General features: G+C 65.6%; 15 protein-coding genes and 1 tRNA gene. 11 read left to right on the top strand and 5 right to left on the bottom strand.

Going from position 1 to position 19,786, the window contains the following annotated elements:
• Positions 1–327 precede the first annotated feature (327 nt).
• Positions 328–987, top strand: a complete 660-nt coding sequence (locus AAC014_RS00465) for a TetR/AcrR family transcriptional regulator (RefSeq protein WP_339702777.1) — start codon at positions 328–330, stop codon at positions 985–987.
• Positions 988–1,098: 111 nt separating this feature from the next.
• On the opposite strand, the gene AAC014_RS00470 is transcribed toward AAC014_RS00465, so the two are convergent.
• Complete coding sequence (locus AAC014_RS00470; protein WP_339702780.1) at positions 1,099–3,054, bottom strand: NAD(P)-binding protein; 1,956 nt, start codon at positions 3,052–3,054, stop codon at positions 1,099–1,101.
• Between the two features lie 334 nt (positions 3,055–3,388).
• Between AAC014_RS00470 and AAC014_RS00475 the strand changes: the two genes are divergently transcribed.
• Positions 3,389–3,901 carry a nuclear transport factor 2 family protein gene (locus AAC014_RS00475; protein WP_339702783.1) on the top strand — a complete coding sequence of 171 codons (513 nt, stop codon included), beginning with the start codon at positions 3,389–3,391 and terminating at the stop codon, positions 3,899–3,901.
• Positions 3,902–3,952: 51 nt separating this feature from the next.
• Here AAC014_RS00475 and AAC014_RS00480 read toward each other — a convergent pair.
• Positions 3,953–4,027, bottom strand: a tRNA-Thr gene (locus tag AAC014_RS00480).
• A 98-nt stretch (positions 4,028–4,125) separates the two neighbouring features.
• Between AAC014_RS00480 and AAC014_RS00485 the strand changes: the two genes are divergently transcribed.
• On the top strand, positions 4,126–4,269 hold the full coding sequence (locus AAC014_RS00485; protein WP_339702786.1) for a hypothetical protein: 144 nt from the start codon (positions 4,126–4,128) through the stop codon (positions 4,267–4,269).
• On the opposite strand, the gene AAC014_RS00490 is transcribed toward AAC014_RS00485, so the two are convergent.
• On the bottom strand, positions 4,266–6,053 hold the full coding sequence (locus AAC014_RS00490; protein ID WP_339702789.1) for an aminopeptidase P family protein: 1,788 nt from the start codon (positions 6,051–6,053) through the stop codon (positions 4,266–4,268). The two genes, AAC014_RS00485 and AAC014_RS00490, sit on opposite strands and share 4 nt — an antisense overlap.
• Before the next feature lie 110 nt (positions 6,054–6,163).
• Here AAC014_RS00490 and AAC014_RS00495 point away from each other — a divergent pair, with 110 nt between their 5' ends.
• From AAC014_RS00495 to AAC014_RS00515, 5 genes are all read left to right on the top strand, one after another.
• Positions 6,164–8,542 carry an EAL domain-containing protein gene (locus AAC014_RS00495; protein WP_339702792.1) on the top strand — a complete coding sequence of 793 codons (2,379 nt, stop codon included), beginning with the start codon at positions 6,164–6,166 and terminating at the stop codon, positions 8,540–8,542.
• A 67-nt stretch (positions 8,543–8,609) separates the two neighbouring features.
• Complete coding sequence (locus tag AAC014_RS00500) at positions 8,610–10,664, top strand: S9 family peptidase (RefSeq protein WP_339702795.1); 2,055 nt, start codon at positions 8,610–8,612, stop codon at positions 10,662–10,664.
• Entirely contained in the window at positions 10,661–11,083 is a 423-nt protein-coding gene (locus AAC014_RS00505; RefSeq protein WP_339702798.1) for an acyl-CoA thioesterase, read from the top strand. Before AAC014_RS00500 ends, AAC014_RS00505 begins: the two co-directional genes overlap by 4 nt.
• 69 nt (positions 11,084–11,152) lie before the next feature.
• Positions 11,153–12,667 (top strand): CpaF family protein, encoded by a 1,515-nt coding sequence (locus AAC014_RS00510; protein WP_339702801.1) that lies wholly within the window; start codon positions 11,153–11,155, stop codon positions 12,665–12,667.
• A complete protein-coding gene (locus AAC014_RS00515) occupies positions 12,664–12,918 on the top strand; it encodes a hypothetical protein (protein WP_126494480.1) in 255 nt (84 codons plus the stop codon). Before AAC014_RS00510 ends, AAC014_RS00515 begins: the two co-directional genes overlap by 4 nt.
• 4 nt (positions 12,919–12,922) lie before the next feature.
• On the opposite strand, the gene AAC014_RS00520 is transcribed toward AAC014_RS00515, so the two are convergent.
• On the bottom strand, positions 12,923–13,162 hold the full coding sequence (locus tag AAC014_RS00520) for a hypothetical protein (RefSeq protein ID WP_160119057.1): 240 nt from the start codon (positions 13,160–13,162) through the stop codon (positions 12,923–12,925).
• Positions 13,163–13,177: 15 nt separating this feature from the next.
• Here AAC014_RS00520 and AAC014_RS00525 point away from each other — a divergent pair, with 15 nt between their 5' ends.
• Entirely contained in the window at positions 13,178–14,008 is an 831-nt protein-coding gene (locus tag AAC014_RS00525; RefSeq protein ID WP_339702806.1) for a methyltransferase, read from the top strand.
• Here the strand turns inward: AAC014_RS00525 and pepN are convergent.
• Positions 14,005–16,596 (bottom strand): aminopeptidase N, encoded by a 2,592-nt coding sequence (pepN, locus tag AAC014_RS00530; RefSeq protein ID WP_339702809.1) that lies wholly within the window; start codon positions 16,594–16,596, stop codon positions 14,005–14,007. The genes AAC014_RS00525 and pepN overlap by 4 nt on opposite strands.
• Positions 16,597–16,661: 65 nt before the next feature.
• Between pepN and AAC014_RS00535 the strand changes: the two genes are divergently transcribed.
• On the top strand, positions 16,662–17,459 hold the full coding sequence (locus AAC014_RS00535; RefSeq protein ID WP_339702812.1) for an SDR family NAD(P)-dependent oxidoreductase: 798 nt from the start codon (positions 16,662–16,664) through the stop codon (positions 17,457–17,459).
• Entirely contained in the window at positions 17,456–19,729 is a 2,274-nt protein-coding gene (locus AAC014_RS00540; protein ID WP_339702815.1) for a xanthine dehydrogenase family protein molybdopterin-binding subunit, read from the top strand. The genes AAC014_RS00535 and AAC014_RS00540 overlap by 4 nt, the downstream gene beginning before the upstream one ends.
• Positions 19,730–19,786 lie beyond the last annotated feature (57 nt).

Raw genomic sequence — 19,786 nt, forward strand, 5'->3', positions numbered from 1 at the left:
ACTGGATACTTCGGTCAGTTAGGGCTACGGCCGCACGCGGATAAGCCCCCCCTCCGATCTCCCGGGCGACAAACGCGACGGGCCGTTCGCATGGGCTCGCTCTCGTAACGCATTGTCGCCCCAAGCGCGATCTTTCTTGAGGGTCGCGCAGCACATGGCGGATGCTTTTCGCGTGAGTGCGCCTTTACAAACGTCGCTTCGGGTGGTCGCGGGCGTCTCGGCAACATAAACGACATGATAGTCAGCAGCTGTTATAACGGAAACGACAGCTGACAAGATCGTCGACCATGTTGGTCCCAAGCCGTTCGAACAGGACAATTCATCTCAGTGAACGACCGCATCAACGAGCCCCAACCGATCGCACTTACTCCTGAACCTCGTCGTTATACGCAGGCGCGGGGCCGTGCACGGCGGGAGGCATTGCTCCAGGCGGCGCGCGAGTTGCTTCAGGAGCGCGAGATCGACGATATCACCCTGCCGATGGTGTCGGAGGCCGCGGGCATTCCATCGAGCTCGACCTATCATTTCTTTCCAGACCTGCGGGAGCTTTTCAAGGAACTGGCGCGGACGATCTCGAATGAGATGGCAAGCAGAGAGCCGGTCATCGACGCCGACGCCTCATGGCAGGCGATCATCGGCACCTTCCTCTCCGCCTCCGCCGACTATTTCAACGCCGACGCATCGGCCCGGCAACTTATCCTCGGCCCACGTACGACACCCGACATCCGGCAAGCCGGTTGCCATGATGATTTCCGCTTCGGCTTACAGCTCCACACGGCGCTGAGCGGGCGTTTCCACCTGCCCCCACTGGCCGAACCGGTCGCCATCTTCTATCGCGCGATCGTCATCGCCGACGCTTTTTTCGCCTTGTCGGTGCTGGAGGACGGCGTGATCACGCGCCACATGCTGGATGAAGCGGTTCGCGGCGCGACCGCCTATCTCGGCAATTATCTGCCCCCTGTCCTGCAGTCCAAGCGCAGCCGCTGATCCTTATCTCGGAAAAGGGCGGGGCACCGGCACCCCTGCCAGGGAACCGGTGCCCTCGACCGGTGACAGGGATCGAGAAGGGGGTTCAACGATCCCTGTGGCCGAACGGATTCAAAGCGTCATGGCCAGGATCTGTTTTGCCGCGCGCTCCCCTTCCAGCACCGCGGTCTCCCACATCTGCGCCCCCGACAGTTCGGAATGGCTGAAGGCGATGCGATGGTAGGGATCGCGCAGCACGTCCTTGCCCGCCTTCCTGCCTTCGCGGCCGAAATGGAAACCGGGCGGGGCGACCATGTAGGCGTGGCCTTGTCGGTTGGTAATGATGCCGGCGATGTCTTTATCGGCGTCGAAGCCATAAGGGCCGAACATCTTCGTGAACTGATCGCGGACCTGCGCCTCGATATCGGCATAGGACATGGAAAAGAGCATCATCCGCGCCTGCGTGCATTGATCGGGCCATTCGACGCCCGGCAGCAGGAAGGGGATATATTGCGTGAGCACCACCGGCTTGTTCGGATCGAGCGGCTGTGGGTCATGGCCGTCGACGACGAGGTTGCGGCGAAGACTCGTCCACCAGCCGAGCCCTTCGAACCAGCGGACGCCCGCCACGCCCAGCTTGTCCAGAAACTTCCAGTTCCTGAGCGCCACGTTGATGACCAGCATCGGCGCATGGTGGAACTCCTGCATCGCCGCGCGATAGGTGGCGTCGACATCGTGGCAGATGCGGCAATTGGCGTGCTGCTGCCCCGCGCAGATCACCGCCTTGCCGCGCGCGCTCACCAGCTGCCCGTCCTTGTCATAGGTGACGCGCACCGCCTTCGCCTTCGCGGGCTTGCCTTCATGGACCACAGAGAGGACCGTGCTCGACAGGCGTAGCCGCACCTTCTGGCCCGGCAAGTCGAGCTGGTCCCAACGGACATTGCTTTCCATCAGCCCGTAAAGGCTCTCGTCGCCGTCGAGCGCCTCCGGCTTGGCGAGCTTCAGGAAACGCTTCGCCGCGATCGTATTGCCGCCTGGGAAAGTCGCCAGATAGATGATGTCGGTCGGGTCGGCGCCGCCATGCTGGTAGCGATAATAGCCGATCACGCCCGGCATCAGATAATTATAGGCAGAATAGGCAGAAATAACGTCGCCGCCCTGGCCGCAGCCCATGCTAGCCATCACCGGGCTGAGCACGTCGAGCACGCCGTCGATGCAGTCGGCCGGCACTTCGCAGACGTTGAGCAGGAATTCCTTGTAGGTCATTGTGTCGAGCCATTCGGCCCAGTCGTCGCGGACCGGCGGGGTGCGATAGAGCTCGAGGTCTACCAGCGCCTTCTTGACCTTTTCCGGAATGGGGGCGTCGCGGAAGCCGTTTCGCCATGGATTCTTCACCATACCCTTGCCCTCATAAAAGAAGGCGGTGTCGGCCATCTCCCACGAGATGTGCATGGGACCCCAGGCATCGCGCGGCACCAGGATCGGCTGGGACAGGTTCTTCGGCTCCTGATAGACAAACGCCTCAGGATAGCCGAGTTCCTTGAGGAAAGGGCTGCCGAACCCGAACTTCTCTGCCGGGGCGAAGGGAACGACGATGCCCGTCGATCCCTGAGGCGCTGTGAGGCGATAGCCATCGACTTCGAATTCGTTCTGCTTGGCCTCTCCGCCGAAGATGGCATGCTGGTCGAGAATCAGGATTTTCGCGGAGGGATTGTCGCGGGCGGTGACGAAGGCGGAAGTGAGCCCGGAAATACCTGCGCCGACAATGATCAAATCATAGAGGTCGTCGACCAGCGGGGCGTTGGCAACGCGCTTGTCGAGGTCGCCGTTACGGATATGGCCATGGGCCGCGTTAACAACCTCGTGGGTGTTGCCGTTCTTGCCGGCATAGTCCCCCACGCCGCCGGGGCCGGTCCAGTCGGGGCCGAGGTCCGCGAGCGGGCTGGAAACCATCTGCGCCCCGGCGCTCGACGTCATGCTTGGCGCGGCCATGGTCAACAACGCCGCGCCCGAGCCGATCATCGTCCCGCCGACGAAATCACGGCGTGTCACTGATGGTGCGGCCTTGCCTTCCCCATTTTCGCTCATTTTCGGTCGTTCCTCCCGGCCGGCTCATCGCCGGTACCGCTGGCACAGTGCCAAAGCTTGGAGCGACTGGCAATCGAGATTCTCGATTCTGATTGACTATCTATTCCGCTTGGCTTTCGCGTGGCTTATGCGGTCGGCAGCAGCATTTGCGACAGATTAGCCCCACGGTAGGCGAAATTCCTGATGGGTTGGCGCCGCTCCAGAATCGCCGTTCCGCGTGATTGACATGGGTTTAAGGGCAATAGATACTCGACTCCATTCGAGAAACGATTCAAAGAAATCGGGTGGCGCCGATCGATTTCTACAAATGATCCCCCAGGGAAAGAGGAAGAAGATGTTCAAACCTGTTGCTCTGCTGGCGTCCGTGACGCTGGGCCTTTCCACCATCGCGGCGGCGCCCGCGGTCGCGGCCGGACCGGCTCCGGCGGTGGGCGACCTGCCCCAGGCCGAGGCCGCCGATCTTGCCGAGTTCCGCCGTCAGGTGGATGCGCTGTACCGCATGAAGGAGGAGGCCTTCGCGAAAGAAGATGCGGATGCGATCGTCGACCGCTTCTACACGCGCGACGCGATCACGTTCGGACCGGAAGGCAAGCCCGTCATCGGACGCGACGCCTTTCGCGAGGACTATCGCAACATCGTCAAGATCGCGGACGTGAAAGTGGAACCGGTCGCCACGCATGTGGGCAAGGATGCCGGCTGGGAATGGGTCAACTTCCGCGCTTTCCCGAAGGACAAAACCCAGAAACCCTTCACCTTCATCATGCTGTTCGTTTTCGCAAAAAAGGACGGCCAGTGGGTGTCGGGCGGCGATGCCTACACGGTGGGCGAATTCAGCCCGAGCCGGTGATGTCGATGGCGAAGATCGCCGCACACTCAGCACCGGAAATCCAAAACTGAATGGTGCTGCCGGTGAGGATTGAACTCACGACCTCAGCCTTACCAAGGATGCGCTCTACCACTGAGCTACGGCAGCCTGCCATTCATGCGGGCGGCGTCCTATGGGCGAGCACGCGGCGCCTTGTCAAGCAAGGTGCTTGGCGAAAGCGCATGAAACCCGATAGAGACCGGCCCATGACCAGCACGCCTGCCGACGCCCGCAAGGCCCGCCTCGCCGCGGCGCTGCGGCAGAATCTACATCGGCGGAAGGCTGCCGCCCGTGCCGAGGCGCAGGCGCCGGACAATCCCGCGCCGGAACGGGAACCGGACCCAGCCTAGATCGCGCGCGTCGCCTCGGTGAGCCAGCCGCGCACGTCTTCGGGTACGATCGGCGTCAGCGTCTCGCAGACGCGGGCGTGGTAGGCGTTCAGCCAGGCCCGTTCGTCATCGCCGAGCAGCCCAACGTCGACGAGGCGGAGGTCGATCGGCGCCAGCGTCAGTGTTTCGAAGCCGAGCAGCGATTGTTCCGCGCCCTCCACCTCGACCGGCACGACCAGCACGAGGTTTTCGATGCGGATGCCGTATTCGCCGGTCTTGTAATAGCCGGGCTCGTTCGAAACGATCATACCCGCTGCAAGGGGCTCGTCGCCGCCGCCGAAGGTGGCGATGCGCTGCGGGCCTTCGTGAACCGAGAGGAAGCTGCCGACGCCGTGGCCGGTGCCGTGCGCGTAGTCGAGCCCCGCCTGCCAGAGGAACTGGCGTGCGAGCACATCGAGCTGGGTGCCGCGCGTGCCGACCGGGAAGCGCGCCGTTGCAAGCGCGATATGGCCCTTCAGAACGCGGGTGAAGCGGTCTTTCATCTCCGCGCTCGGCGTGCCGACGATCATTGTGCGCGTCACGTCGGTGGTGCCGTCGAGATACTGGCCGCCCGAATCGAGCAGGAAGATGCTGTCCTGCTCCACCTTGCGGTTGGTTTCCGGCGAAACGCGGTAGTGGACGATCGCCCCGTTCGGCCCAGCGCCCGAAATCGTGTCGAACGACAGGTCTTTCAGCAGGTTGGATTCGCGGCGGAGATTCTCCAGCTTTTCGGCGGCGGTAATCTCGTCGAGCGTGCCTTTGGGCGCCTCGCGATCGAACCAGCCGAGGAACCTTGAAAGCGCCGCGCCATCGCGCACATGCGCGGCCTTCGCGCCCGCGATTTCGATCGGATTCTTGATCGCTTTGGCAAGGATGCAGGGGTCGCGAACCTCGATGATGCGCGCACCGCCCGCTTCGAGCGCTTGGAAGATCGCCGCGACGCACGTCGCCGGGTCTGCCGCGACGGTCTTGCCCGCTTTGCCGAGCGCCTTCAGTGTCTCCACGAACGCCTCGGGGGGCAGGATCGCCACATCCGGCCCCAGATGCGCGGCGACTTCGGGCGTGATCTTCGCAGGCGCGGTGAAAAGCTGCGCCTTGCCGTCCGCCGAAACGATCGCGAAGGCGAGCGCGACGGGCGTGCGCGAGACGTCGCGGCCGCGCACGTTGAACAGCCATGCGATCGAATCGAGCGCGGCGATCACCACGCAGTCCGCCTTCTTTTCGCTCAGCCAGCACGCGATTTCGGCGCGCTTTTCCGCGGAAACCTTCCCCGCGAGCGCCTCACCGTGCACCTCGAAGCGTTCGGCGGACGGTGCGGGCCGATCGGTCCAGACGCGGTCGACGGGATTGTCCGCGACCGGCACGAGCTCAGCGCCCTTCGCCGCAAGACGCTTGCCCGTCGCCTCCATCCAGCCGCGCGTGTGCAGCCACGGGTCAAAGCCGATGCGCTGCCCCGGCCCGACCTTTTCCTCCAGCCAGTCCGCGATCTGCACCTTGGGCACGCCGAGGTACTGGTAGAGCGTACCGTCCACCTGGTCGCGCACCTGCAGCGTATAGCGGCCGTCCACGAAAATTCCCGCTTCGCCGGCGAGCACGACGACCGATGCGGCGGAACCTTCGAACCCTGTGAGCCACGCCAGCCGCTGCGCGTAGCGGCCCACATATTCGCTCATGTGCTCGTCGGTGAGCGGCACGACGAAGCCGTCGTAGCGGTTTTCCGCCAGCGTGCGGCGCAGCGCAGCCAGCCGGTCGCGGTAAGTCGACATCGAAAACTCCTCAAAAGGCGGTCCGCGCGGCTGGTCGTGCACTGCGGCGCGAAGGCTTTGTTAAATTTCGCGTGCCAATATGGCGCGTGATCGAGACTGGAACAATCGCAATGATGGACCGCATACTGGCGCTGGGCGGCCAGTTCGACCCGAATTTCACGGCACTCGCCGTCATCATCTGCGTGATGTCGATGCTCACCGCCGTGCGGCTTTTCTCGCGCGGATTCGTGGCGCGCGGCGAGGCGCGGCCCACCTGGCTGCTGCTCGCGGGCATCTCCGCCGGTTTCGGCACATGGGCGATGCATTTCCTCGCCATGCTGGCCTACAATCCGGGCGTGCCGACCGGGCATGGTCCGGTCGGGCTGCTCACGTCGCTGATCCTCGTGCTGCCGATGGCGATCGCGGCCTTCTATGCCGCCGCGAACCTCGACGGCTGGGTGCGCCCGGCCTTCGGCGGCGTCATCCTGACCTTCGCGGTCACGGTGATGCACTTCTCCAGCCTCAAGGACTTCCGCGTCGACGGCATGTTCCATGTCGATCGCGATCTCGTGGCCGTCGCTTTCATCGCCTGCGCGCTGCTCGCGAGCGCGGGCTTTACGATTACCGGTCCGGCCCGCACCGTGCCGCGACAAGCCATCGGCGGCATCGTCCTCGGCCTTGCTGTCGCGGCCTTCCATTTCATCGCGATGGCCGCGCTCACCATCGTTCCGGGCCGGGGTGGCGCGGGTGGTCTCATCATTTCGGAATTCGCCATCGCGGGCGCGATTGCCGCCGTGACGCTGATCGTCATCGCCACCGGCCTCGGCGCCGCGCTTGTCGACGCCAAGGGCGCCGAGCGTGCGGTCGAGCGCCTGCGGCGTCTTGCGAACGGTGCGTTCGAGGGCATCGTGATCACCGCGCACGGCAAGATCGTCGATGCGAACACCAGCTTCCTCAACCTCGTCCGCGCCGACCATGACGATGTCGTCGGGCGCGCGGTCGACAAGAATCTGCTGGAACGCGGCTACAGCCAGAGCGGCAACGACGACGCGCTCCTCAGCCCATTCGATCATGGCGAAGCGATCCCGGTCGAGGTCCGCACACGCAGCCTTTCCGACGACAAGGCCGAGGCGGTCTATGCGATCCGAGACCTCCGCGCGCAGCGCAAGGCGGAGGAGGAAATCCGCTACCTCGCGCAGCACGACAGCGCCACGCGCCTTCTCAACCGCAACGCCTTCATGGCGCGCCTCGACGCGCTGCTTGAACGTGCCGCGCAGGAGGGCGAACCGGTCGCGCTGCTGTTCATGGATCTCGATCTCTTCAAGCACATCAACGACGTCCACGGCCACCGTGCCGGCGATCTCGTGATCACAGAGGTCGCCAATCGCCTTCGCGGCATGGCCAAGGGATCGAGCCTGCTGGGCCGCATCGGCGGCGACGAGTTCGTCATCGCGCTCTACGGCGGCACGCAGCCGACCGAAGCCGCGCAGTGCGCGCACAGCCTGCTTGAAAAGCTGCTCGAACCCGTGCCTTACGAGGAGCACAAGGTCGAGATTTCCGGCAGCGTCGGCATCAGCCTCTATCCGGCGGACGCGGGCAACGCGTCCGATCTCGTCGCCTTCGCCGACATGGCGCTCTACCGGGCAAAGCGCGGTGGGCGCAACGCCGCCTGCTTCTTCAGCCGCGACATGGACGAGGCGATCCGCGACCGCCGCCGCCTCGCGCGCGACCTCAAGAAGGGCATCGACGCGGGCGAGCTTCGGCTCAGCTACCAGCCGCTTGCGGCGATGGCGGATGGCCGCATCGTCGGCTTCGAGGCGCTGGTGCGCTGGCAGCATCCGGTGCGTGGGCTCCTTCAGCCCGACGATTTCATCCTCGTCGCCGAGGAAAACGGCCTCATCATCGCGCTCGGCAACTGGGTGCTGAAGCAGGCCTGCTTCGAGGCCGCGAAGTGGGAACGCCCCTTCCGCGTCGCCGTGAACCTCTCGGCGCTGCACCTGCAGGACAATTCGCTCGTCAGCCGGGTCCACGAGACCCTCGTCAACAGCGGACTGTCGCCATCAAGGCTTGAAATCGAGATCACCGAATCGGCCCTGTTCCTCGATCAGGCGCGCGCGCTTTCGAACCTGCGCCGCCTGAAGGCGCTCGGTGTCCGCATCGCGATGGACGACTTCGGCACCGGCTATTCATCGCTTTCCACGCTGAACGCCTTTCCGTTCGACCGCATCAAGATCGACCGCAGCTTCGTCGACGAGATCAGTCGCTCGCCGCAGGCCGAAAAGATCGTGCGCGCCATCGTCAGCCTTGGCCACAGCCTCGGCGTGCCGATCACCGCAGAGGGCGTCGAGACCGAAGCCCAGCTTGAATTCCTGCGCCGCGAAGGCTGCGATCAGGTGCAGGGCTTCCTGATCGGCCGCCCCGAGCACATCGATATGCACGCCGGCCTCGTGACACCGTCGAACCCCGGCGTGCCGGGCCTGGAGGACGACCAGATCGCGCAGGCCTCCTGAACGGTTGACCGCGGCAGCGCCGCTCGCGCAAACACACCGGATCTTCGCCAAGATCGACCGGAGTGCCATGACCGAGTTTCCGAAGCCGCCCGTTGCAGCCCTGAGGCCGCACAGTTTCACGCACCACGGCGTCACGATCGAAGACCCGTACGCGTGGCTTCGCGATCCCGGCTATCCGGAGGTGACGGATACCGACGTCCTCGCCTACCTCAATGCCGAGAATGCCTATTTCGAGGCGGTGATGGCCCCGCAGAAGGGGCTCATCGAAACGATCTTCACCGAGATGAAGGGCCGCGTGAAGGACGACGATGCGAGCGTCCCGCAGCGCGACGGGGATTTCCTCTACTGGTACGCCTTCGATGCGGGCGCCGAGTACCGGACATGGTATCGCAGGCCCATTACGAGCGGTGAGGACAGTGTCATCCTCGCCGAGCCGAAACTCGCCGAAGGCCACGCCTATTTCCGGCTCGGCGGCCTTGCCGTCAGCCCGAACGGCCGCCTGCTCGCCTATGCGGTCGATACGAACGGCTCAGAACGCTATGTGTTGCGCGTCCGCGACCTCGAAACCGGCGCGGAGCTTCCCGACGTGATCGAGAACTGGCGCTACGGCCTCGTCTGGGCCGCCGATTCGCAGAGCTTCCTCTACACGGATGCCGACGAGAACTGGCGCTCCAAGGTGATCTGGCACCACCGGCTCGGCGACGCGCAGTCCGCCGACCGCGCCGTCTACACCGAGGAGGCCGAGGAATTCGGCGTCCAGATCGGTCGCACGCAATCGCGCCAATATGCCGTGCTCCAGACCGGCGACCACGCGACGAGCGAGGTGCGCCTGCTCCCCACGGACGATTTCGGAGCGGAGCCAATGCTGGTGTCGCCGCGCAGGACCGACCGGCAATACGACGTCGATGAGCGCGAAGGCACGCTCTACATCCGCGTCAACGACACGCACCCCAATTTCCGCATTGTCACCGCGCCCGTTTCCGCGCCGGACGCGTGGAGCGAACTGGTCGCGGGGAGCGACCGGCACTATCTCCAGTCGCTCACCAGCTTCGAAAACCTCCTCACCATCGAGGAACGTGTCGACGGCCTCTCGCAGATCCGGCTGCACAGCTATGAAGATGGCAGCGAGCGCTACATCGCCTTCCCGGAAGCCAGCTTCGTCGCGAACCTGTCCACCAACCCGGAATACCGCGTCGACCGGCTGCGCATCGACTACCAGTCGATGGTCACGCCCAACACCGTGTACGACTACCACCTCGAAGGCGACCGCCTCGAAACCCTGAAGGTGCGCGAAATTCCGAGCGGTTACGACCCCTCGCAATACGCGACCGAACGGCTGATGGCGCCCGCGCGCGACGGCACGCTGGTTCCCGTTTCCGTCGTCTACCGCCGGGATTTCGTGAAGGACGGGCGCGGGCCGCTCCACGTCTATGCCTATGGCGCCTATGGCTTTGCCTTCCCGCCCGGGTTCTCGGCGAATCGCCTGTCGCTGCTCGATCGCGGCTTCGCCTACGCCATCGCGCATATCCGCGGCGGCGACGATCTCGGCTACCAGTGGTATCTGGACGGCAAGCTGCAGAAGCGCGCCAACACGTTCAACGATTTCGTCGACGTCACGCGCTTCCTGATCGATCAGGGCTTTGCCTCCCCCGGCCGCGTCACCGCTTCCGGCGGTTCGGCGGGCGGCGAGCTGATGGGCGCGATCGTCAACCAGGCGCCGGAGCTTTACGGCGCAGTCGCCGCGCACGTGCCGTTCGTCGATGTGCTGAACACGATGCTCGACGACACGCTGCCGCTCACCCCCGGCGAATGGCCCGAATGGGGCAACCCCATCGCGGACAAGGCCGCGTTCGATCTCATCCGCGGCTACAGCCCCTACGACAATGTGAAGGCGCAGGCCTATCCGGCCCTCCTCATCACCGGCGGGCTCAACGATCCCCGCGTCACCTATTGGGAGCCGGCGAAGTGGGCGGCAAGGCTGCGCGCGGCCAAGACCGACGACAATGTCCTGCTCCTCAAGACCAACATGGGTGCGGGCCATGGCGGCAAATCGGGGCGCTATGTCTCGCTGGAGGAAGATGCTGAGGAATATGCGTTCCTGATCAGTCAGATCGGCCAATGAGCGAGGAGGCCCAGGTTCCCGTCTTCACGCAGCAGAAGGCCCCCGTCGCCGAGGACATCGACGAGCTCGGCCACGTGAACAACGCCGTCTACGTGCGCTGGATTCAGGATATCGCGGTCGCGCACTGGTATTCCGTCGCGCCCGCCGATCTCTCCCAAAACGTCGTGTGGGTGGTCGTCCGCCACGAGATCGATTACCGCGCGCCGAGCCACCTCGGCGAGACGCTGACACTGCGGACATGGGTCGGTGACGCGCCCAAGGGCGCGCGCTACGACCGCTTCGTGGAAGTCCTCGGCCCAGACGGCAAGGTGCGCGTGCGCGCGCTCACCACATGGGCGCTGCTCGACCGCGAAAGCCGCCGTCCGATGCGGGTTACGGCGGAATTCACTGCGCCTTTCGTTCCGAAAAAGTCGGTATAGTTAGGAGTTTGCTAAGCTTGCCGCGCTAGTTTCCCTCAGCGGTCGACGGTTTCGGCCGAGGGGACCATGATGAGTGCATTCGGCAAAAAAGCTGGAATTGGGGCAGCACTAAGCGCGCCGCGCCGGGGCTTCGGCAACGCGGCGCCCATGCGCGGATCGCGCAGCACCCCGGCCGTGGAGCCGCTTCCCGAAGTTGAAGACGCACCGGAACGCGCCGAGCCCGCGCTCGAACTGACCGGCGATCGTGTTCAGGATGCCATGCAGCGCCTCAGCGCGCGCGAGCGCGGCGCTGCCGGCTCGGTAAATTCGCAGCAGGAAGGCTTCGAAGCCTCGATCCACAAGATCAAGGAACAGGTGCTTCCGCGCCTGCTCGAACGCGTGGACCCGGAAGCCGCCGCGACGCTTTCCAAGGACGAGCTCAGCGAGGAATTCCGGCCGATCATCGGCGAGGTGCTCGCCGAGCTGAAACTGACGCTCAACCGCCGCGAGCAGATCGCGCTTGAAAAGGTTCTCGTCGACGAGCTGCTCGGCCTCGGGCCGCTCGAAGTGCTGCTCGCCGATCCGGCCGTCTCGGACATCATGGTGAACGGCCCCAACCAGACCTTCATCGAACGCAAGGGCAAGCTCGAGCTCGCGAGCATCGTGTTCCGCGACGAAGAGCACTTGTTCCAGATCGCGCAGCGCATCGTGAACCGTGTCGGCCGCCGCATCGACCAGACCACGCCGCTCGCCGACGCCCGCCTGCCCGATGGCAGCCGCGTCAACGTGATCGTACCGCCGCTCTCGCTTCGCGGCACGGCCATCTCGATTCGTAAATTCTCCGCCAAGCCCATCACCATCGACATGATGCAAAAGGGCGATTCGATGTCGGAGAAGATGGCGACGACACTGAAAATCGCCGGTGCCTGCCGCTTCAACGTCGTCATCTCGGGCGGTACGGGTTCGGGCAAGACGACGATGCTGAACGCCATGTCGAAGATGATCGACCCTGGCGAGCGCGTCATCACCATCGAGGACGCGGCCGAGCTTCAGCTCCAGCAGCCGCACGTTCTGACGCTGGAAACCCGCCCCGCGAACCTTGAAGGCAAGGGCGCGGTCACCATTCGCGATCTTGTCATCAACGCGCTGCGTATGCGCCCGGATCGCATCATCCTCGGCGAAATTCGCGGGCAGGAGTGTTTCGACCTGCTCGCCGCCATGAACACCGGCCACGACGGATCGATGGCGACGCTCCACTCCAACTCCCCGCGCGAATGCCTCGCGCGTATGGAGAACATGGTGATGATGGGCGACATCAAGATCCCGAAGGAAGCCATCAGCCGCCAGATCGCCGATTCGGTCGATATGATCGTGCAGGTGAAGCGCCTGCGCGACGGTTCGCGCCGCGTGACGAACATCACCGAGGTCGTCGGCATGGAAGGCCCGGTGATCGTGACGCAGGAACTGTTCAAGTTCGAGTATCTCGACGAGGCCGAAGACGGCCGCATCATCGGTGAATACCGTTCGATGGGCCTGCGCCCGCACACGTTCGAAAAAGCCAAGGCCTTCGGCTTCGACCAGGCCCTGCTGGAGGCCTGCCTGTGACCGTGGAAGCTCTCATCCCCGTAACGCCGCCGCTGGTGAAATCGCGCCTGCGCACCAAGCGCAAGGCGGCGGTGGAGCTCGTTCTGGAAGACGGCACCAGCCTTGCCGGCCACATGTTCGTGGGGCCGGACGAGCGCGTGCTCGAATGCCTCAACGACGCGCGGCCCTTCCTCCCCTTCCTTCAGTCCGACGGCACGATGCTGATCGTCGCCAAGCTGAAGATCGCCGCCTGCCGCCCGCTCGAAGACTGAGCTTTTAAGCCGGCCAAACGGCAGGCAGGTGCGCCGCGCCTGCGACGAGCGCGAGCAGCGCCAGAAACATCACAGCGTGCCAGGGCACCCAGGGTAGCTCTCCGGGCTTGCGTTTGCGCCGCACTTGCCAGAGGCTGGTGAGGCCGAACGCGAGCGCGACCAGCATCATCTTCAGCGTGATCTCGAATGTCATGCGGGGCAGATAGTGTGTCGCCTGCGTATAGAACAGGCCCATGTGGGCCAACGAGGGAGACTTTCCATGATCCGCACTATTCTCGCCGCCGCGCTTGTATCCGCGGCCGCTGTTCCCGCCGCTGCGCAACATGATCACAGCCACAACGCCGCCCCTGCCGCGCCCGATTATGCCGCAGCGCTCGCCGCAGCGCACCGCAGCGAAGCGAACCGCGCGCGCGACGAATATCGCCACCCGGCCGAAACGCTCGCGTTCTTCGGTCTCACGCCCGGCATGACGGTGGTCGAGGTTGCACCAGGCGGCGGCTGGTACACGGAGGTTCTGGCCCCGATCCTTTCAGGTCATGGCAAGCTCTACGCCGCGCATGGCATCCCCGAGGCTAGCGAATATGCTGCGAAATCGCTGGCGGGATATCAGGCGAAGCTGGCGTCGGACCCGATCTACAAGGTCGTAGACGTCACGAAGTTCGGCAAGGGCCACTACGACGGCCTCGCACCCGCGGGCAGCGCCGACATGGTGCTGACCTTCCGCAACGTCCACAACTGGTACATGGGCGATTTCGCGGGCGACGCTTTCAAGGCCTTCTACAAGGCTCTGAAGCCCGGCGGCGTGCTCGGCGTCGTCGAACACCGCTTACCCGAAGATCGCCCCGACGAGGCGATGAAGTCCTCCGGCTACATGAAGCGCTCGACGATCGTCGCGCTCGCCGAGGCGGCGGGCTTCAAACTCGCCGGCGAATCCGATGTGAATGCCAACCCGAAGGACAGCGCCGACTGGCCGAAGGGCGTGTGGACACTGCCGCCCAATTTCCGCGAGGGCGACGAGACCCGCGCCAAATATTCCGCGATCGGCGAATCCGACCGCATGACGCTGAAGTTCGTGAAGCCCGCTTCTTAAGCGAGGCTCTTCGACGCCATCTCGAACGTATCGCGCGAGACGCCCGGCGCCGCGACGATGCGTTCGAGCTCGGCACGCATCATCGCCGCGCGCGCGTCTTCCATGCGCCGCCAGCGCCCGAACGGCGCGATGAAGCGCGCCGCCGTCTGCGGATTGATCGCGTCCACCTCCAGCAGCTTGTTGGCCACGAAGCGGTAACCGGCACCGTCCTTCCGGTGGAACACGAACTGGTTCATCGCAAGCGCGCCGACGAGCGACCGGAAACGGTTCGGGTTGCGGATCGTGAAGTCCGGATGCGCGGATAGCGCAATCGCCTTTTCAAGTGCGCCGTCCCCCGTCGCCAACGCCTGCGCCGTGAACCACTTGTCGAGCACCAGCGCATCGCCCTTGAAGCGATCGTAGAAGTCCTGCAGCACGCGCTCACGCGCCGGGGCATCCGTATCGACGAGCAGGCCGAGCGCAGCGATGCGGTCGGTCATGTTCGTCGCCGCCTGGTATTGCGCTTCCGCCGCCGCGACCGCGCCATCATCCGCATCCGCGAACAAATAGCCGAGTGCGACATTCTTCAGGCGCCGCCGCCCCTTGCCGTCGGCCGACAGGTCGTAGACGCCGTCCGAAAGGCCGGCGTGCAGCGCTGCCCACGTCTCGCGACCAACGCCTTCCAGAAGCGCACGGCGCAGTCCCTCGCGCGCGGTGTGCACGGCGTCCGGGTCGACGTTCGCGCCGAGCCGCTCGGCGACCATCGTTTCGGTTGGCAGCAGGATCGATTCGCCGATGAAGGCATGGTCGAGCGCCTGGTTCTTGATCGTCCGGCCGACCGCCTCGACAAGCGGCGCGGCGTCGGTGCCGCCGGTCTTCACGGCGTCGACCAGCCGATCCATCATCAGCTGCTGCATCGCCTCGTAGCGCGCGAACGGATCGTCGTCGTGCGCGGAAAGGAACGCGAAATCAGCAGCGCTGCGCTTCGTCTCGACCGTCACCGGCGCCGAAAAACCCCGGTTGATCGAGAGCACCGGCGGCTCGCCGACATTCTCGAACGTCATCGTCGCGCTCGCCGAGCGAAGCTGGAACAGCTGCTCCGGCCCGAGCAGTGACCCCGACTCCCGCCCGAACAGCGCAATCTTCAGCGGAATGTGCATCGGTGCCTTCTTCGACTGGCCGGGTGTATCGGGCACCGCCTGCGCCAGCGTCAGCGTCGCGGATTTCGCCGCCGCATCATAAGCAAGGTCCGCCGTCACGGTCGGCGTCCCCGCCTGCGAATACCACAGTCGGAATTGCCCGAAATCGGTGCCGCCGCCGTCTTCCAGCGCCTTCACCCAGTCCTCGACCGTCGCCGCTTCGCCGTCGTGGCGCGCGAAGTAAAGGTCGGTGCCTTTCCGGTAATTCTCCGGCCCCAGAAGCGTCGCCGCCATGCGGATCACCTCGGCGCCCTTGTTGTAGACGGTCGCCGTGTAGAAGTTCGAAATCTCGATGTAGCTTTCGGGCCGCACCGGATGCGCGAGCGGCCCGGCGTCCTCCTGGAACTGGGCCGCGCGCAGCGCGCGCACATCCTCGATGCGCTTCACCGCGGGGCTACCCATGTCGGCGCTGAAGCTCTGGTCGCGGAAGACGGTGAGGCCTTCCTTCAGGCTCAGCTGAAACCAGTCGCGGCAGGTGATGCGGTTGCCGGTCCAGTTGTGGAAATACTCGTGCGCCACCACCGCCGCCACGGCGTCGAAATCCGCGTCGGTTGCGGTTTCGGCGTCAGCGAGGATGTATTTGGAGTTGAAGACGTTGAGGCCCTTGTTCTCCATCGCGCCGAAATTGAAGTCGTCGACGGCAACGATGTTGAACACGTCGAGATCATATTCGCGCCCGTAGTGCACCTCGTCCCAGCGCATCGAGTCCTTCAGCGCCTGCATGGCGTGGCGGCACTTCTCCACGTCGGCGGGGCGCACCCAGATGCCGAGCTTCACGTGACGGCCGGACATCGTCTCGAAACTGTCTTCAAGCGCGCGAAGATCGCCCGCGACGACCGCGAACAGATAGCAGGGCTTCGGAAACGGATCGTCCCACCGCGCGAAGTGGCGGCCGTCGGCAAGATCGCCCGCCGCGACCGGATTGCCGTTCGAAAGCAGCACCGGATAGCGCGCCTTGTCCGCCTTCAATTCCACCGAATAGCGGCTGAGCACGTCGGGCCGGTCCGGGAAGAAGGTGATGCGCCGGAAGCCTTCCGCCTCGCACTGCGTGCAGAGATTGCCGCCCGAGGCATAGAGCCCCATCAGCTTGGTGTTCGCGGCAGGCGCGATTTCCACAAGCGTTTCCACAGTCGCGGCATCGCCCGGGATCGGAATCACGAGCTTGCCGTCCGCCAGCGTGTAGTCGCCTTCGCCGAGCACTCGCCCGTCCACGGCAACGGATTTCAGATCGAGGTCATCGCCATCGAGCACGAGCGGACCGTCGCCCGCACGCTCCACCTTCAGCACCGCGCGAACGCGGGTGCGATCCGCATCGAGATCGAAGGCAAGGTTGATGTCGGGGATGCGCCACGCGGGCGGCGCATAGTCCTCGCGGCGGGTGATCGTGGGGGTTTCGCTTCGTGCTTCCATGGGAGCCGACATAGTGAGCGGAAAGGCGAATCGCCAGCGGCTTCCGTGCGCGCTAGGAAGGCGCCATGCCGCACCTCCTGATCCTCGGCCAAGGTTACACCGGATCGCGCCTGCGCGCGGCGCTGGAACGCGAAGGCTGGGCCGTGACCGGCACGGCGCGCAGCGCACGGCCCGGCATCCTCGCGGCGGATGACGCGCGCGTGGCGGACGCCATCGCCACCGCAACGCACATCCTGTCCTCCGTGCCTCCCGAAGCCGATCACGACCCGGTGCTCGCGCGGCACGGCGCGGCGCTTGCCGCCTCCGGCGCGTGGCGCGGCTACCTGTCCTCCACCGGCGTCTACGGCGACACCGGCGGCGCGTGGGTGGATGAAACGGCGCCCGTCGGACATGGCCGCCGCAGCGCGCGCACCGCTGCCGATCTCTCGTGGCAGAAGATCGGCGCACGTGTGCTGCGCCTGCCCGGCATCTACGGCCCCGGCCGATCGGCGCTGGGCCGCGTACGCGAAGGGAAAGCACAGCGCATCGACGCGGGCACGCAGGTGTTCAGCCGCATCCATGTCGACGACATCGTGGCCGGCGTCATCGCCGCGTTCGCTGCGCCGCCCGGCGTCTGGAACATCGCGGACGACGAACCCGCGCCCGGCCACGCCGTCACCGCGTTCGCCTGCGCGCTCGCGGGCGCGCCACTGCCCCCGCTCGTGCCGCTCGCCGGGGCCGCGCTCTCGCCGCAGGCGCGTGCCTTCTATGCGGAGAGCCGCCGCATCGCGAACGGCAAGATGAAGCGCGACCTCGGCATCCGGCTTCGCTATCCTGATTATCGATCCGGCCTTCGCGCCTGTCTTCGGGAGGAGTGCTCATGAAATTCGGCGTCGGCCAATCGCCTCGCAGGGTGGAAGACGAACGGCTGCTCACCGGGCGCGGCCGCTACACCGACGATTTCCAGCCCGAGGGCACCGCCTACGGCGTCACCGTGCGCTCACCCTACGGCCATGCGCGCATCCTCGGCATCGACACCGCCGACGCGCGCGCCATGCCCGGCGTGCTCGCGATCTACACGGCGGAAGACATCGCGCACTATGGCCCGATCCCCTGCCTCGTACCCCTCCCCGGCCGCATAGAAACGCACCGGGCGCTGCTGACGAAGGACATCGTGCGCTTCGTCGGCGACGGCGTCGCGTTCGTGGTCGCCGAAACGCGCGCGGCCGCGCGCGCTGCTGCAGAGGCCGTCGTCGTCGATTACGAGGAGCTGCCCGCCGCCGCGACAATCGACGCCGCGCTCGCGCCCGGTGCGCCCGCGATCTGGGAAAACGCCCCGGATAATCGCGTTTTCGACTGGCATGTCGGGGATGAACACGGCGCGCGCGTAGCCATCGCGTCTGCTGCCCACGTCACGCGCCTGCGGATCGTGCAGAACCGCGTCGCCCCCACCTCGATGGAGGTCCGCGCAGCGCTCGCCGAATGGTCGGACGAGAGCGGTCTCACGCTCACCGTCGGCAGTCAGGGCGTCGCCGCCATGCACAAGACGCTCAGCCGTGAAATCCTGAAGTGCGCGCCGGAGCGGCTGCGCGTCATCACCGGCGATGTCGGCGGCGGCTTCGGGCTCAAGGTGTTCCTCTACCCCGAATACGGCCTCGTCCTCCATGCCGCCGAACATCTGAAGCGCCCGGTGAAGTGGACCGGCGAGCGCTCCGATGCGTTCCAGACCGATTCGCACGGCCGCGCCGTCCTGTCGGAGGCCGCGCTGGCGCTCGATGCCGAGGGCAATTTCCTCGCGCTAGCCGTGGAAAGCTGGTCCGATCTCGGCGCCTATCAGGCGCAGTTCGGCCCGGCGATCCAAACGATGGCGGGCGGGCGCATCATCGGCGGCGTCTATCGCATTCCGGTGATGCACAACCACGTCCACGGCGTCGTCACCAACACCGCGCCCGTCGATGCCTATCGCGGCGCGGGGCGGCCCGAGGCGACGTATCTGGTCGAGCGCCTCATCGAAACGGCGGCACGGGAGACGGGCCGCGATGCGGGTGATCTGCGCCGCCGCAATCTTCTCCGCCCTGATGAGCTGCCCCACCCCAATGGCCTCGGCCTCACCTTCGATGTCGGCAATTTTCCGGCGCTGCTCGACGCCGCGCTCGAAAAGGCCGACTGGACCGGCTTTCCCGCCCGCCGCGCGGCAGCGGAAGCGCGCGGGCTGCGCTATGGACGCGGCGCGGCTTATTATGTCGAGATCGCGGGCGGCGGCGATCTCGATGAATTCGCGGACGTGCGCTTCCTCGTCGATGGAACCATCGAAGCGGCGGTCGGCACCCAGTCCAACGGGCAGGGCCACGAGACATCGTATGCGCAGGTGCTCGCCGAACGGCTCGGCGTGCCGATGGAGCAGGTGCGGATCGTGCAGGGCGACACGGCGCGGCTGGAGGTCGGGCGCGGCACCGGCGGTTCGCGCTCGATGGTGTGGGGCGGCGGCGCGCTCATAGAAGCGGCGGACACGATCATCGAGAAGGCGCGCGATCTCGCCCGCGCCGATCTCGGCGAGGATGTCGATTTCGACGCGGGCGTTTTGCGGGCACGCGGCTCGAACACGACGATGAGCCTCGCCGAACTCGCCGCGCGCCACCCGCAGGCGCTCGATACACGCGCACGCTACGCGAAGGAAAAGCCTGCGCCGACCTTCCCGAACGGCTGCCACGTCGCCGAGGTCGAAATCGATCCCGAAACCGGCCGCGTGCGCGTCGCGCGCTACAGCATCGTCGATGATTTCGGCACGCTGGTGAACCCGCTGCTCGTCGAAGGCCAGGTGCATGGCGGCATCGCGCAGGGGCTCGGGCAGGCGCTTCTCGAAGACGTCGTCTACGACGAAAGCGCCCAGCTCCTCACCGGCAGCTTCATGGACTACGGCATCCCGCGCGCCGACGACATGCCGCGCGCCATCGCCTTCACCTCGCAGCCCGTGCCGAACCCGAACAACCCGCTCGGCGCCAAGGGCTGCGGCGAGGCAGGCACGATCGGCGCCATGCCGTCGATCATGAACGCCATCGTCGATGCGCTGGGCGGCACCCACGTCGACATGCCCGCCACCCCCGAAAAACTCTGGCGCATCTGCCGCGAACTCAGCCACCGCACAGCGGCCTGATCACGCACTTAGACATTGTCGGCACATGCGTTAGGCGTCCATAGTGGCGGGGCCTAG

The organism is uncultured Sphingosinicella sp. (assembly GCF_963974575.1).
GTDB lineage: Bacteria > Pseudomonadota > Alphaproteobacteria > Sphingomonadales > Sphingomonadaceae > Sphingosinicella.